This window comes from Nostoc sp. NMS8, assembly GCF_017115045.1.
Classification (GTDB): Bacteria; Cyanobacteriota; Cyanobacteriia; order Cyanobacteriales; family Nostocaceae; genus Nostoc.
This window is the reverse complement of the sequence record NZ_JABXKK010000090.1, coordinates 140,372-154,507: the sequence shown is the minus strand read 5'-3', so window position 1 is coordinate 154,507 and position 14,136 is coordinate 140,372. Positions and strand designations below refer to the sequence as shown.

The following is a 14,136-nucleotide window of genomic DNA, read 5'->3' as shown; positions in this document are numbered from 1 at the left end:
ACAATCCCAGATTTCATTACAAATTCAGTGAGATTGCCATCTTTTTATAGAGGTGGGTATTCCGTGTGTGGCTCAAAGTCATTCTAGCTTTTAGCCGCTCATGTATTTACTCATGCCTGGATTTTTGAATTATTTTTTGCCAGTGGAGAACAACTTAGATGCAAGCAGATCCCAATTCTCATCAAGATTCTAAAGAAAATGCTCAGGCTGATAGTGAAATAAGAAAAACTAAGCAATTTCAAACTAACGCAGGTAGTAGAAGATTATTTCTTGGTCGTGCTAGCAGACGCTCATTTCTCGGTCGCGCTGGCTTATTTAGTGCAGCTAGTGTTGTCGCCGGGGTTTTTAGCTCATCCTTTTCCTCGAAGAAAGGAGAAAATATTGTCCAGGCTCAGGAACCTGCTGTCAAGCCAAACTATAGCGACTTGCGCGAGAAAGCCTTTCAAGTACGTACAACAGCAGCCAAAGTTAATCGGGAAATTCCCATTCCTCCCCATCCCACCAACGGAGATGAGGCGAAGTACGCCAACAAAATTGCCACAGATACACGAGGATTGCCCCATAATCAACTGGGCGAAGTCGATCTGAAGGCTTATCAATCTTTGATTAATGCGCTGAAATCTGGCGATCCCAACGAGTATGAAAAAATAATTCTGGGTGGCAAACGGAAGCTGGTACAACCGCTCACCCCATTAGCAATTAGCTTGAGTGGAGTGAATACTTGTCAATTGGCGATTCCAGTACCACCCACCCTGGATAGTGCAGAACAGGGGGCTGAATTCCTGGAAATTGCTTGGCAACAACTCTTACAGGATGTACCTTTTAGCGAATTCCGTAATGATACAACTAACCCGCTGATTCTGGCGGCAGTTAAGGATCTGAATCGGTTATCAGCATTTAAAGGGCCTAAACAAAACGGACGGGTTACACCCGAACTGCTGTTTCGAGGCACTGCGATCTACGTTGATGCCTCTGGTAAAACGATTTATCACACCCTACCAGGGGTAGATGTGGGCCCTTATGTCTCCCAATTTTTACTGCGTCCAATACCCGCAGGAACCCATAGTTATGCTCAACTTAACCGTGTTCCTTTAGCTGTTCCCGAAAACAGTTTCCAAACTAACTATGACGAGTGGTTGCTAGTACAAAATGGTGGCGATTCTGGTCGAACGATTAAGTTTGACTCAACCCGTCGCTACTTTATCAACGGGCGCGACCAGTCAGAGATTGCCCATACCCCACCACCAGTCTATACAAATGCAGCTTTGATTCTACTCGCCAAGCCAGTCAGTGATAATCCCCTAGCTGGCGGTGTTGGTTCACCTTACAATGCTGGCAATCCTTACAACAAGTCGAAGACACAATCTAGTGGTTCTGGAACATTTGGCCCAGGGTATTCACAATCTCTGATCGGTTGGGTTAGTCCTCATGCAATTAGAGCGGCTTATTGGCAAAAGTATTATGTACATCGTCGTCTACGAGCCGAGGCTTATGGTGGGTTGGTTCACAACAACAAGGTGAATAAAACCAACCATCCGATTAACTCTGAAGTTTTCAAGTCAGAAGCACTCGATCGCTTCTTCAGCAAAAATAAATCCTACCTGCTACCACAAGCCTTCCCCGAAGGGGCACCGTTGCATTCTTCTTATCCAGGCGGCGCTTCGGTATCAGCCGGTGCTAGCGTCACAATCTTGAAGGCCCTATTTGATGAGAATTATGTGATTCCCAATCCGGTAGTGCCCGATCCCAAAGATCCCACCAAGTTGATTCCATATCAAGGGCCACCATTGACTGTGGGCGGCGAATTGAACAAACTAGCGGCGAATATTGGCTTAGGTCGTGATAGTGCAGGAATTCACTGGCGCACAGATGCAGCAGCGTCGTTAGCCCTTGGCGAAGCGATCGCCATTGGTATTCTGAAAGACGAGAAACTAACTTTCCGCGAAAAATTTGAAGGTTTCACGTTTACCAAATTTGATGGTACAAAAGTCACGATTTAACGCTTTCACTGTTTAGAAACTTCCAAATAAAAAATATCCAAACAACTATTTATTGTGGGGTGGGCAACATGAGCGCCTTTGCTTACTGGGCTATCGTGTCGCCCACCCCACAAGATTGGATATCTTATTAAGTTGAGAATTCCCCAATGCCCAATTTTCGGAAATTTTACTCGCGATACTTACGGCAAGCTGCGCCTATGCAGTTTGTGTTACTGAGCATAGTAGTAGCGATCGCTCTCTTTATCTCTACAACCCCAGCATTCAACACCAAGAATACAGTATCAGCACAAGAAACATCGCCAGACATAGAACTAGCAAAGAAAGTCGGCAAAGAAATTATTGCGGCTTGTCCCGTTGTCTCTGATGCTAAAAATTTAGCTGCCTTCAACTCCTGCGCTGACAAACTCGCAAAGCTAACAATCTTGCGCGAAACGATGAACGTACCCTTTTTATGGGGCGCTCAAAATAAAGTTGGTAACTATAATCTCAAAGCTAATCAAAAAACCGAATTTGATCCCTTGGTATGGCGACGTATTTACCTCTCTACCTTTATGTTTAAAGGTGAACCCAAGGTTGAACAGATAAATAATCTGATTGTCATCCACCTTTCCACTCAGTTTCGGAATCAGCTTGATATTGGAGATTTTCCTTATCCGTTCTGGCACTCATCAAAAAAATGGGATTCTTATCAGCAAACTACGGAATTACTTTTCTTTCTAGAACAAAAGAAGCTGATTGGTTCGCTACGTTCAGCGGTAGTTGATCCAAAGCGTCCAAAGGTAAATCATGCCTGGGATGGGAAATGGGGTTGGAATGACGCTAATGGCAAGAAGCAGCCTTATGTGACACTATATACACGTTTATTTTCTCCATCCAACCCATACGTGACTAAAGTTGATGCTGCTTATCGGGCATTAGAAGTCAAGCTGAGGGAAAATGCTTGTGTTGTTTGTCACAGTCCAGACAACCCTGCCAAGCAGAATCCTATACTAATACTGAATTATCCGAATCAGGCTCTCAGCTTACGACATGAAACGGTGCGCCAAATCAAAGAAAAACTCATGCCTCCTCCGGCTGGGATTGCTAACGATCAAGAGCGACAACAGTTAATTGAACTCGCTCAGAGATTTGCCCAAGCAGGCGATCAAGCTCTTGCTTATGAAGGTGAAAAAATATAGAAACATCGGCGATTGGAAATCGCGGCTACACAAACGTAGATCGCCTGCGCGGGTTTAGTTTGTATAGCCCCAGATTTCTAGTTTGCGTAGCGTGCGCTGTCTTCGCAGGGCGATCCAAACGGGATGCTCCCTAACTCATCTATGCAGGATAAAAGACCAATGTTCGCAACTCAATACTTTGTCTGGCGGGCGCATCTACTGAACTAGTAGGATCGTCAAAGGCTGAGTGGGCAGAAAAACGTGCAGGCCCATCTTCTGCGGAGTCAAAACATTTAATAAATATGGCTTCATTCCGCCGCATTTGAGGGAAGTAGTACCATTTATGTTCTGGATTGTGTGTGACTGCGTAAGTTTCACCAATGCGATCGCGATATACTAAATCACCTGCTACAAGTTCTGGTGGTGCAATAGTACGTGCATCAGTCAGCGCTAACGGTGACTCTTGAATTGTGTCAGCTATTCCCCGCCATACATTGATGATGGCAAATCGTTGTTTTAACAGTGCCTCAATCTCATCATTATCTATGCCTCTTTTTTCTAACTCCCAGCGCGCCCTTGTATAGCCAGATTTAGCAGTAAAGTCATTGTGTACGCGCTTGCCAGGTTCCCTAATTTTATTTTCACCAGGGTTGCTTAAATCGGCATTACGCAAAGTGTGATCGAATATCACTACCTTAGTTCCACCTGTTACCTCTTTTAATAATTGCTCTGCTTCTGGATAGTAAACTTGACGTACTTCGTCTTCGTCATAAAAGTTGCGAACATTGGTATTATGCTCGGTAAATGCAAATCCTTCTTGATCTAGCAAGATATCTTTTGAGATGGAACGAGCATTGTAGATTCGCAGTTTGTGTGTTTGAAAGGCAGTATTGGAGCGAGGTGTACCTGATGGTGGTTCATAAGTATAGTTGACAGGTTTTTCCACCATCGGGACTAGGTAATTGAGGTTGGCCTCTACGTATGGCAAATCTTGAGAGATCGGTTTATCGATAACTTGGCTGTTTAAGCTCATAGGTGATGGTCTTTTGGTTGTTGAGAATTTGGAATCAAGACTTATATACAAAGGTTATCTGTTGAGATTAAGTTCAACACCTAATTTCTGGTATGGGAATCCTCTTTGATTCTGGAAAAAATCATCTACACTTAGAGCTTAGTTGTAAGTTTGGTTATACAAACTCTACTAAGTAGATTTCAAAAATCAGATGGGAATCCGATAGTAAAGTCCAGAAGACATCTATAAATGATGTCTTCTGTACCGTGACTATGCCAATTGCAGTACAATTGTAAAATACTTATTGCCGATTGACTTACAGTAGATTAATGCAATAATAGTAATTGAAATACAGATAAGATACAAGCTCTTTGTCAATAAACTATACATTTTGCTCATACCTTTGCAAATTAATGATTAGCGATGATGCGTTAGGTGAGCAATTTCAGACGGGGATTTAAGGCTTGTCTGAAAGTGTCTTTAGTTGTGAATTGTGAATTAATATGATTCTTTCAACAAGAATAAACCGTCGATATTTTATTTTGGGAACAGGAAGTGCAATCGCCTCCGTTCTCTTTGCTAGTTGTACCTCTAGTCAAAATCAATCGACCGGCACACCAACTATTCAGAATGTATCAGTCCTACAAAAAACTGGCAAAGTTAAAGTTGGAGTCTGGTCTGTAATTGCTGAAGATATTTTAAAGTTTATTCAAAAAGACTTGGCCTCTAGTCAGGGTTTAGAGATTCAGATTGTCCAACTTAGCGATTGGGTACAGGTTAACACCGCATTAAAAAGTGGGGAAATTGATGCTAACTATTTTCAGCATCAACTATTTATGGAGGACTCATCCAAGAGACTCAACTTAGATTTAGTGATGCTGAATCGCAGCTACATTACTCTTTATGGATTTTACTCCAAACGTTTGAAACAGAAATCCCTGAGTGAAATTCCTGCAGGAGCAACCATCGCTATTCCCAATGATGTCAGCAATCGCGATCGCACACTGAAATTGCTACAAACTAATGGCTTAATTAAATTGAAAGAAAAATCAGGGGAATTGCTGACAGTTAAAGATATCAGTGACAATCCTAAAAGCCTGAAAATTCAGGAGTTAGAAAGTCCTGCGCTTGTTAGAGCCTTGGACGATATTGATTTAGCTGTGATGTCTTCATCTATACCCATTCAAGCAAAGTTAGATTTACAACCCATTGTCCGCGAACACACAAACGATCAACGCCTAGCCGTAGGGTTAGTGACGTTACGAGGAAAAGAAAACGATCCTAACATCCAAAAACTCAATCAATTGCTCATAAATCCCAAGGTCAAAGATTTTATTAATACTACCTACAAAGGCTCATTATTCCCCGTATTTTAAGGTACTTACAACTAAAAAATCCCCTAAAAACCTAAGTTAAATCTAGCTTTATTAATTGTGAATTTTGAATTAATATGATTCGCTCAACAAAGATAAACCGTCGTTATTTTATTTTAGGAACAGGAAGTGCGATCGCATCCACTCTTATTGCTAGTTGTACACAAAATCAAAATTCATCTCAACAACTCAGTACCGTCAAAGTAGGAATTACCCAGCTCGTCCCCGAAGACATTCTGAAATATGTGCAAAAAGAGTTAGCACCGAGTCAAAACTTAAAGGTTGATCTGATCAAGTTTAGCGATGGTATCATTGCTAACAATGCGCTTAAAAGTGGAGAAATTGACGCTTATCTTGGTCAGCATCAAGCGTTTATGGAAAACATCGCCAAGAGACTCAATTTAGATTTAGTTATGCATCCGCGCATTTTTTCCTATATATTTGCACTCTATTCAAAACGATTGAAAATCAAATCAGCCGATGAACTTCCTCAGGGTGCGTTGGTTGGGATTGCCAATGACCCCATCAATCAAGATCGTGGCTTAAGATTACTCAGAGTTGCAGGCTTGATCAAGCTTAGGGATAATTCCGGTGATTTGTTCACCATTAAAGATATCACCGAGAATCCGAAAAACTTGAAAATTCAGGGAGCAGATGGAGGTTCTCTAGCTAGAGCGCTGGATGATTTAGATGTTGTTTCGCTATATGCAACTACATTGGCAAATGCTCGAATTAAGCTAGACCCTATCTTTATAGACCCAACCAATCTAGAAAGAAAATATACAGCAGGGTTGACAACTTTGCGGTCAAAAGAAAATGATCCCAACATTAAAAAACTCGATCAATTAGTTGTTCATCCCAAAGTAAAAGATTTTATTGCTAACACCTACCAAGGGACGATTGCACCTGCATTTTAATAAATTATGAGTAATCGTACATTACATTTTGGTCTTAATGCTCTGCCTGCTGGTAATCATCCTGGTGCTTGGCGGAGTCCCCAAGCATCACCCTTTGGCTACTATGATTTTAATCAATGGCAGCACATTGCTGAAGTCGCAGAACGGGGAACCCTGGACGCTATTTTTCTAGCAGACAGCCCATCTTTATTTACATCACCTGAGTCAGGCCCAGCAATCGGTTTTGATCCTACCGTTTTACTTGCTGCTTTAGCGTCAGTTACAGAACACATTGGGTTGATTGGTACAGCATCTACGTCATTTGAAGAACCGTATAATATTGCCCGTCGCTTTGGTTCTCTGGATCACCTGAGCAATGGGCGGGTGGGCTGGAATGTAGTCACCACTCGCAACGCTAACGCAGCTAAAAACTATAGTGACGCGCCCCATTTACCCAAGTCATTACGTTATGAAAGAGCCGGAGAATTTGTCGAAGTCGTGCGGAAATTATGGGACAGTTGGGACGATGATGCCCTCATCGGCGACCAACTTAGCGGACGCTTTGCTGATTCAGAACGGATTTATGCGATTAACCATCATGGACAGCACTTTCATGTTGATGGCCCGCTTAATCTCCCACGTTCTCCCCAAGGACAGCCCATCTTATTTCAGGCTGGCGGCTCGCCTGGAGGCTTAGAATTAGCTGCTCGTTATGCAGATGGGGTCTTTGCATCACTCCTATCCTTCCCTGATGCAATTGAGTTTACAACCGATCTCAGAAGACGCACGGTTAAACATGGGCGACCTGCTGACGCAATTAAGGTATTACCTGGACTGTCAACTGTGATTGGTAGCACAGAAGAAGAAACTAAAAAGCGACACAGAGAGCATCTTGAGTTGACAGGAACAGAAGAAAGGTTAGGCGCCTTAGCCGGTCATCTGGGATCTGTAGTCTATGACTTAAACCCAGATAAACCATTCCCTGACTTCATACTTGATGGTACATATCAGCCAGCTGACGGCGTGGGAGGGTTTAGCAACGCCATAATTGGTCTGGCTCGTCGTGAACAGCTCACTGTCGGCGAGTTAGCTAAACGATTCAGCAAAGGACATCGTTTTATCGCTGGGACACCTGAGCAAATAGCTGACTCAATTGAAGAGTGGTTTCTGGCTGGGGCTGTTGATGGCTTTAATTTAATGCCAGATGTTTTACCTTCAGGCTTGGAGATTTTTGTTGATCATGTAGTCCCAATTCTCAGAAAGCGGGGAATTTTTCGGCATGAGTATACAGGAAAGACCTTGAGAGATCGCTTCGGATTAAATCGCCCACAAAGCCTATTTAGGCGTGAAAAACTCAAGCTTTGAAACTTTTCAATGATTAAATCAGGAGAAAACCAATGGTTGCAAGTTTAAGCAAACCCGTGTGGACTGAAGAATATGAAACTGAAATTCTGAACAAGCTAGCAGCTCAACACGCGCCTTATTTACTCAACTTGGAAAAGGTAGAAACTCGTCCGCCCCAAACACAAGAAGAGAAAGAGAATTTTGCCCGTTTTCGCATTGCAGGAGCCGCTCACGATCTGTTTATTGTACAGGTGATTGCCAAGGCGATCGCACAATTAATTCACGATCCTCACTGGCAACTATCTTTAAGTCGCCAATTAGGGGATGATGGCGCACACTCCCTTAATAGCCGCCTCCGAGTACAGGAGTTGTTAGGCTATGACCCCATCGATCAGATCCAGCAACAGGTACAAGAACATTGGGAGTTTATGGGCGACTCTGCTGTGCGCGATTGGTTAGGATTCGCTGCCTTTCAAGTGCATTATGAACTCCATGTTGTGGGGCCATTCCTTCTGCAAAGTCGGGTAGGTCGAATCAGTGACCCCAAAACTGCTACCTATTTTGTAGACAAAATACTACCCGATGAAGCAGCGCATCGGTTAGCAGTGATTGACTGGTGGAAGCAACTCTACGACAAAGCATCACCAAATGAGCGTTCTGAACTTGCAGCCCAATTGCTAGAGCGAGATGAGGAGATTCAGCAACGACGCACCAACTATCTTATAGACCATTGGGATACTGCTCATAAAGCTAAGGGTATTACCGGAGTGGATGGTATTAACGCTGTTTACGACGGCTGGCGCAGAGAAGTTCTGGCTTACTTAATCGATACTCCCGTCGAGAAACTGCCGAAATTGTTGAGTGTAAGCCAATGAATTTTAGATTTTACACAGTCCCCAATGCCCAATTCCTAATAAACAAAAACAATGACTCAAATTGAAGAAAAAGTTATAGATTCCACGTTTCAGTTCTCGACTCCTGTAACACCCAAATCGGCAGAATTGCAAAGCCTTTTCGATTTTATCGCTCTGGGAGCAAGTGAGCGCGATCGCGATCGCATTCTGCCTTTTGATGTCATCGACTTAATCCGGCGTTCCAGGTTAGGTGCAGTGCGAATCCCTGTTGCTGATGGTGGCGCTGGTAGTTCTGCACGGGAACTGTTTGAGGTCGTGATTCGCCTGGGAGATGCTGATCCTAATGTTGCTCATATTGTGCGGAATCATTTCTCTGTTACAGAGCGGCTTTTACGCGCTCAACCCAGTGACAGAAATCGTCGCTGGCTCAAAGCCGTTGCTGATGGCGCGATTATTGGACTCGCCTTAACTGAACTAGAAGTGAAGCGATCTGGTAGCGGCGCAGTGGCAAATACAAAATTAACACCTGATGGTGATGGCTATCGTCTGAATGGAACCAAGTATTACAGCACTGGTAGTATTTTCGCAGACTTAATTTTCGTGCGGGTACTAACACCTGATGATACTGTTGCCACAGTAATTATACCAACAAAACGCGAGGGGATTGACCTTGTAGACGACTGGGACGGCTTTGGGCAACGGTTGACTGGCACGGGAACAACTACGTTCACTAATGTGCGCGTTGCCGCAGATGAGGTAATTCTTGATACAGACCCAGATGCAGATAAACTGCCCTACAACATTGTTCCACAATTAGTCTTGACTGCGGTGAATGCAGGGATTATTCGTAGCGTGCTGCGTGATGCAAAAAACCTCATTCATAAACGCCCTAGAACCTTTTACCATGCCGTAGCCGAGCAAGCAGCAGATGACCCGCTATTGCAGCAAACTATCGGTCAAATCTCCGCCAACGCCTTTGCAGCAGAAACGATTGTGCTGGCTGCTGCTGATGGACTCGATCGCCTTACTGTTGCCAAAGCTCAAGGTGAAGAAGCTGAATTAGCAGTAGCTTTGGCAACTTCTCTGAGTGCAGCTAAGGCGAAATTGATTGTTGATGACTTGGCACTACGTTCAGCTACCTTGCTCTTTGAAGTTGGCGGAGCTTCCACAACTAAAAAAAGCTCTAATTTAGATCGTCATTGGCGTAACGCCCGGACTCTAGCATCCCATAATCCTGGTCACTTCAAAGCCCGTGCCATTGGCGACTACGAAATCAACGGTACACCACTACCGACACGAGGATTTTTCTAGGGACATTTCAACGAAGAGGCAGGGGGAAGGGGGCAGGGAGCGGGGGGAAATGACCCCTGACTCCTGCGGTGGAGCGGAGCGGAACAGTTAAGTGGTTCTCGTACCTGCGGGAAGCTAACGCAACAGGTGGGGTCGAATCCCCATCTGAAACTTCTCCCGTGCTCGCTCCCTGCCCCCTGCTCCCTGCCCCCTTGCCTCTTTTTCAACGTCAGATATTCGAGAGAGAAAAACCATGACCCAAATTGTAGAGAAAGTTCTAGAACCCCAAATTAAGTTTTCGGCTCCTGTCACAGCCAATTCGCCAGAATTCCAGCAGCTTTTGGATTTTATCGCTGTTGGGGCAAGTGAGCGCGATCGCGATCGCATTCTGCCCTATGATGTGGTGGAATTAATCCGGCGTTCCCGGTTGGGTGCATTGCGAATCCCTGTTGCTGAAGGTGGCGCTGGTAGAACCGCACGGGAATTGTTCGAGGTTGCTATTCGCTTGGGGGATGCTGACGCGAATGTTGCTCATATTGTGCGGAATCATTTCTCCGTCACAGAGCGAATTTTGCGTTCCGAACGCACCGCAAGAAATCGGCGCTGGCTCAAAGCCGCCGCTGATGGCGCAATCTTCGGTAGTGCTGCCAATGAACTAGAACTGAAAAAAGCTGGTGGTGGCGGAGTCGTAAATACCAAATTAACACCCGATGGTAACGGCTACCGTCTCAACGGAACGAAATATTACAGCACTGGTAGCCTTTACGCAGACTTTCTTTATGTGCGTCTGCTCACACCAGAAGACATCCCAGCAACGGGGATTATTCCCAGCAACCGCGAAGGGGTTGAGCTTGTGGACGACTGGGACGGCTTTGGGCAACGGTTGACTGGCACGGGAACAACTAAGTTTACAAACGTCCGTGTGGAAGCAGATGAAGTCCTTTTAGAAAAGGATACAGACAAAGACAATTTACCCTACAACATCGTCCCGCAATTGTTCCTGACGGCGGTGAACGCGGGGATTATTCGCAGCGTGTTGCGCGATGCGACAGCGCTAATTCACAAACGCCCCAGAACCTTCTATCATGCTGTAGCCGAGCAAGCAGCAGATGACCCACTCTTGCAGCAAACAATCGGGCAAATCTCCGCTAATGCTTTTGCTGCTGAAGCAATTGTACTGGCTGCTGCCGATGGTCTTGATCGCCTCGCTGTTGCCAAAACTCAAGGTGAGGAGGCTCAATTAGCCGCAGCCCTAGCAGCTTCACTGGGTGCATCCAAAGCGAAATTAATTGTTGATGACTTGGCACTACGTTCAGCCACCTTACTATTTGAAGTTGGCGGGGCTTCCACAACTAAAAAAAGCTCTAATTTAGATCGTCATTGGCGCAACGCTCGGACTCTAGCATCCCATAATCCCAGCCATTTTAAGGCTCGTGCCATTGGCGACTACGAAATCAACGGCACACCACTACCACCGCGAGGATTTTTCTAAGGAAATTGCAATCAACGCTATCAAAGCTATAGATTCTACATTCCAGTTCTCGACTCCAGTCACCGCCAACTGCGGGAACTGTAAGCACTTTTCGAGAACGCGATCGCATTCTTCCCTATGATGCGGTGGAATTGATCGGGCGATCGTGCTTGGGTGCATTAGACATCTCCGAAAAAGAATGTAGAGACGTAGCACTGCTACGTCTTTACAAGGATTCTGGGTAACGCATCTTTAATTTCTGGAGATGTCTATTCGATATCAGGTTTTCTCTTAGGTTTCCTTTTTGCCGTTTTTTGGACATTTTTGGAAGGTAAAGTTGGACATCCTGTCCAAAATCTTCTTCGAGTCACACAAAAATATTGAGTGAGTGTCTTACACAATTGTCGATAGCTGTTTTGCAAAATAGGCACGGTAGAGTTCGCAACGCGGTAAGATGCGATCGCCCTCAAAGCGAATTAATCCCAAACTTTCAAGCTTATAAGTCTCAATAGGATTAAGAGGAATACTTTGTTTTGCTGCCAAAATTTCAGCATAAGTCTTTGCCAGTCTAGGATTTTCTTGCAGTTTGATCAACTGTCGCCATAAAAGATCGCGGTAGATGCCACCATTGGCGATCGCTTCCTCTATTATTTCTTGCAGAGTCATTTCGTGATACTTAAGATAGTACAAACTAATCTGAATTAGTGCTGGATGTCCTCTTACTAGTAACATTAGTTGGGCAAAATCTTTAGCTTTAAACGAATCTAAACTATACCGTCTAGCTAAATCTTCTACTTGTGGTTGAGTAAAATCGTTCAGACGAATAGGTAGACCAATATTAAAAGGAGAGAGGTTAATATCCATAGAGATGTACTCTTCGCTTGAGTAAACCATTACTAACCTCAGCTTTTGCCACTTGGGATTATGTCGTACTTCCTCACACCACGATCGCAACAAAGCAAAAAACTCTTGACAAATGTGAGGATATTCAAAAAAATGGTCAACTTCATTCAACACTAAAACCACTGGGCTTTGACATTGATCGAGCAAATAGTTTTCTAAATAGAAGCCGCTACTCAAGTTGTAGCCAATTTCTTCATTCCATTTTTCTTTGAGGTTGGGGTCAATACCTAATTGAGTTGCAATTTTCCAGCAAAGATGACGCAACAATTTATTTAAATCAGTTAGAGACTCATTATGAAATTGGTAGCAATTCAGATTTACAGTCTGATATCCTTGTTTCTGTGCAAAAGCACAAAGCCGCAACACAAGAGAACTTTTACCCATCTGTTTGGGGGACTTAATCCGAATTACGCAGCCACTAGTAGTTACCTCTCGATAAACCTTTCTCTCTAATGGAGGACGTTCAATATAAAAAGGAGAAGCTAGAGGTATGGGGCCATCCGGGTATGAACAAAGATTTTCTATCTGTTCAGTTCGTGTCTGATGTTCTTCAACAAATGAGGTTAATTTGGAACGTTGAGATAAATCTTCTTTTATATTTGCAATAGACAATAATTTAGATGTTTCAGTCTCATTTACTTTGTTGGCTATGGTGTAGTCTTCGCTGTGTAATTCTAGATTAAAAGTGCTAAAGCAGAGTTTTATAGTTTTTTGATCTACACTTTCACTTAAAGACCATAATTTACTCAAAGTTCTAGTAGAAACATGAATGCGTGAGCTTATTTCTTCTAAACTCAAGTGTTCGCCTTTATTTTCTATTATTTCTACAGAAAGAATTGCTGATTGCAACCGTTTAATTCCTGTGGAAGTTAGTATAACTCCTCGCTTACGTTTAGTTTTATACATTGTTCTTTCAGGTATTTACTATAAATCAGTACCAAAAGCAATAACTTTTTCTATTTAACTACTGAAACTGTAATTCAATGTAGCCATTTTTGATACACTCTTATTTTATTTTTCTTAAAATTCCTTGGAACTCTAATCAACTAAGTTACATTATACTTGCTTGATAGTAAACACTGACATCAATTATCTGTTTTCCCCACTTTTCCTACTTTTCCTACTTTTCCTACTTTTTCGCTCGGTGTTTTGATGGTTGTCTTGCAGTAACCGTTCACAGGAGTTATCCCGCTACTGTAAAAATAAGTATACGTAGATGGTAGATTAAGAAGTATGAATTAAAACTGCCTCGCCTACGCAATACCTTCGCCAAAAAAAGATTATGAAGAGATAGGGCTGCCGTAGTGGGCATGGGGCATTGAAAAGAGGCAGAGGGGCAGGGTGCGGAGGGGAAAATTCTTCTCCCTTGCTTCTTCCCCAGTCCCCAGTTCCCAATCCCCTAAACCAAATCACCATTACGGGTAAACTTCTGACAATCCAACTCACTATCTTGCTGGACACATAGCGAAAACCATCTAATATGACTCCAGCAGGTGTTAATGTTGTTGGTAATTTTCCGCTTTTTCTTGGAAAGGCGTTGCCTTACAACTTCATTAGGGCAAAGAATTTCTAATGTACCCGTACCATCTTCGTAATTGATAATGCGAAATAGACAGTCTTGCAACATAGCACGGCTGCTGCTGTCGAAGAACCACTTAAACCTCTGTAGCTTTTCCCTTTCAGTCATTTGGCTGATGGGTTTTATATTCAATAAATCCTCATCCTCAAGATCAAAGTCATCATTTTCAAAGTCGTAGGGGTCAATCATTATAATATTTACTCAATCGCTTTTGACAATTTTCAATCACTTGCTCAGGTATTGTTCGGGTAGTTTTA

12 protein-coding genes are annotated in these 14,136 nt (G+C 43.5%); 8 read left to right on the top strand and 4 right to left on the bottom strand.

Going from position 1 to position 14,136, the window contains the following annotated elements; all coding sequences use genetic code 11:
- Nucleotides 1-158: 158 nt before the first annotated feature.
- Nucleotides 159-2,000 (top strand): vanadium-dependent haloperoxidase, encoded by a 1,842-nt coding sequence (locus HWQ39_RS19405; protein ID WP_292848532.1) that lies wholly within the window; start codon nt 159-161, stop codon nt 1,998-2,000.
- A 146-nt stretch (nt 2,001-2,146) separates the two neighbouring features.
- On the top strand, nt 2,147-3,178 hold the full coding sequence (locus HWQ39_RS19400) for a hypothetical protein (RefSeq protein WP_292848529.1): 1,032 nt from the start codon (nt 2,147-2,149) through the stop codon (nt 3,176-3,178).
- Nucleotides 3,179-3,317: 139 nt separating this feature from the next.
- On the opposite strand, the gene HWQ39_RS19395 is transcribed toward HWQ39_RS19400, so the two are convergent.
- On the bottom strand, nt 3,318-4,190 hold the full coding sequence (locus tag HWQ39_RS19395; protein ID WP_292848526.1) for a CmcJ/NvfI family oxidoreductase: 873 nt from the start codon (nt 4,188-4,190) through the stop codon (nt 3,318-3,320).
- Between the two features lie 482 nt (nt 4,191-4,672).
- On the opposite strand from HWQ39_RS19395, the gene HWQ39_RS19390 reads away from it, so the two are divergent.
- From HWQ39_RS19390 to HWQ39_RS19365, 6 genes are all read left to right on the top strand, one after another.
- On the top strand, nt 4,673-5,545 hold the full coding sequence (locus HWQ39_RS19390) for a MetQ/NlpA family ABC transporter substrate-binding protein (protein WP_292848523.1): 873 nt from the start codon (nt 4,673-4,675) through the stop codon (nt 5,543-5,545).
- A gap of 74 nt (nt 5,546-5,619) precedes the next feature.
- Complete coding sequence (locus HWQ39_RS19385; protein WP_292848522.1) at nt 5,620-6,459, top strand: MetQ/NlpA family ABC transporter substrate-binding protein; 840 nt, start codon at nt 5,620-5,622, stop codon at nt 6,457-6,459.
- Nucleotides 6,460-6,465: 6 nt separating this feature from the next.
- Nucleotides 6,466-7,803, top strand: coding sequence for an LLM class flavin-dependent oxidoreductase (locus HWQ39_RS19380; protein ID WP_292848520.1), 1,338 nt, complete (start codon nt 6,466-6,468; stop codon nt 7,801-7,803).
- A 32-nt stretch (nt 7,804-7,835) separates the two neighbouring features.
- Complete coding sequence (locus HWQ39_RS19375) at nt 7,836-8,657, top strand: hypothetical protein (RefSeq protein WP_292848518.1); 822 nt, start codon at nt 7,836-7,838, stop codon at nt 8,655-8,657.
- A gap of 51 nt (nt 8,658-8,708) precedes the next feature.
- Nucleotides 8,709-9,947: an acyl-CoA dehydrogenase family protein gene (locus tag HWQ39_RS19370; protein ID WP_292848516.1), complete on the top strand. Its 1,239-nt coding sequence runs from the start codon at nt 8,709-8,711 to the stop codon at nt 9,945-9,947.
- Between the two features lie 232 nt (nt 9,948-10,179).
- The gene (locus tag HWQ39_RS19365) at nt 10,180-11,418 is read left to right on the top strand and encodes an acyl-CoA dehydrogenase family protein (protein ID WP_292848514.1); all 1,239 of its coding nucleotides are present in this window, start codon (nt 10,180-10,182) and stop codon (nt 11,416-11,418) included.
- Here the strand turns inward: HWQ39_RS19365 and HWQ39_RS19360 are convergent.
- The 3 genes from HWQ39_RS19360 to HWQ39_RS19350 form a co-directional block, all read right to left on the bottom strand.
- A complete protein-coding gene (locus HWQ39_RS19360; RefSeq protein WP_292848512.1) occupies nt 11,395-11,577 on the bottom strand; it encodes a hypothetical protein in 183 nt (60 codons plus the stop codon). The two genes, HWQ39_RS19365 and HWQ39_RS19360, sit on opposite strands and share 24 nt — an antisense overlap.
- Nucleotides 11,578-11,790: 213 nt before the next feature.
- Nucleotides 11,791-13,206 (bottom strand): AAA-like domain-containing protein, encoded by a 1,416-nt coding sequence (locus HWQ39_RS19355; protein WP_292848510.1) that lies wholly within the window; start codon nt 13,204-13,206, stop codon nt 11,791-11,793.
- Nucleotides 13,207-13,699: 493 nt separating this feature from the next.
- Nucleotides 13,700-14,068, bottom strand: coding sequence for a hypothetical protein (locus tag HWQ39_RS19350; protein ID WP_292848508.1), 369 nt, complete (start codon nt 14,066-14,068; stop codon nt 13,700-13,702).
- Nucleotides 14,069-14,136 lie beyond the last annotated feature (68 nt).

What these genes read in the sequence shown, in the direction of transcription:
- HWQ39_RS19360 (WP_292848512.1), bottom strand. Translation starts at nt 11,577, where the DNA reads ATGCACCCAAGCACGATCGCCCGATCAATTCCACCGCATCATAGGGAA.
- HWQ39_RS19370 (WP_292848516.1), top strand. Translation starts at nt 8,709, where the DNA reads ATGACTCAAATTGAAGAAAAAGTTATAGATTCCACGTTTCAGTTCTCG.
- HWQ39_RS19385 (WP_292848522.1), top strand. Translation starts at nt 5,620, where the DNA reads ATGATTCGCTCAACAAAGATAAACCGTCGTTATTTTATTTTAGGAACA.
- HWQ39_RS19350 (WP_292848508.1), bottom strand. Translation starts at nt 14,068, where the DNA reads ATGATTGACCCCTACGACTTTGAAAATGATGACTTTGATCTTGAGGAT.
- HWQ39_RS19375 (WP_292848518.1), top strand. Translation starts at nt 7,836, where the DNA reads ATGGTTGCAAGTTTAAGCAAACCCGTGTGGACTGAAGAATATGAAACT.
- HWQ39_RS19400 (WP_292848529.1), top strand. Translation starts at nt 2,147, where the DNA reads ATGCCCAATTTTCGGAAATTTTACTCGCGATACTTACGGCAAGCTGCG.
- HWQ39_RS19380 (WP_292848520.1), top strand. Translation starts at nt 6,466, where the DNA reads ATGAGTAATCGTACATTACATTTTGGTCTTAATGCTCTGCCTGCTGGT.
- HWQ39_RS19365 (WP_292848514.1), top strand. Translation starts at nt 10,180, where the DNA reads ATGACCCAAATTGTAGAGAAAGTTCTAGAACCCCAAATTAAGTTTTCG.
- HWQ39_RS19390 (WP_292848523.1), top strand. Translation starts at nt 4,673, where the DNA reads ATGATTCTTTCAACAAGAATAAACCGTCGATATTTTATTTTGGGAACA.
- HWQ39_RS19405 (WP_292848532.1), top strand. Translation starts at nt 159, where the DNA reads ATGCAAGCAGATCCCAATTCTCATCAAGATTCTAAAGAAAATGCTCAG.
- HWQ39_RS19355 (WP_292848510.1), bottom strand. Translation starts at nt 13,206, where the DNA reads ATGTATAAAACTAAACGTAAGCGAGGAGTTATACTAACTTCCACAGGA.
- HWQ39_RS19395 (WP_292848526.1), bottom strand. Translation starts at nt 4,190, where the DNA reads ATGAGCTTAAACAGCCAAGTTATCGATAAACCGATCTCTCAAGATTTG.